Genomic DNA, 371 nt, shown 5'->3' on the forward strand with positions numbered 1-371 from the left:
CCCGGATCAACCGTTATTTTCACTTTTCCGCCAACGGTAGAGATTTCTTTTTTGGTTCCTAATGCAGCTTCAGCATAGGAAATATATAATTCCTGATGAAGGTTGTCTCCTTCTCTTTTGATTGTTTTATCAATTTCTTCTTCAATAATAACCAATAGATCTCCGGGAATACCTCCGAAAGGAGCATCATTACCTTTTCCTCTTACATTCAGCTGAATTCCGTCTCTTGCACCGGCGGGAATATTGATTGAGATTTCCTCTTCATCCTTAATAAGCCCCTGTGCATTTGCTCCGGCTGGAATTTTATCAGCAACCTTTCCGATTCCCTGACAAGTTCCACAAGTAGCCTGGGTCTGCATTTGCCCAAACAT

The 371-nt window shown here is 41.8% G+C and carries 1 protein-coding gene; it reads right to left on the reverse strand.

Annotated features, from left to right (window positions below; all coding sequences use genetic code 11):
* Positions 1-371, reverse strand: a 371-nt coding sequence (locus SCA31_RS22650; protein WP_410699303.1) for a DnaJ C-terminal domain-containing protein, incomplete at both ends; no start/stop codon positions are given.

The organism is Chryseobacterium sp. SIMBA_028, from assembly GCF_046535285.1.
Taxonomy (GTDB): domain Bacteria; phylum Bacteroidota; class Bacteroidia; order Flavobacteriales; family Weeksellaceae; genus Chryseobacterium.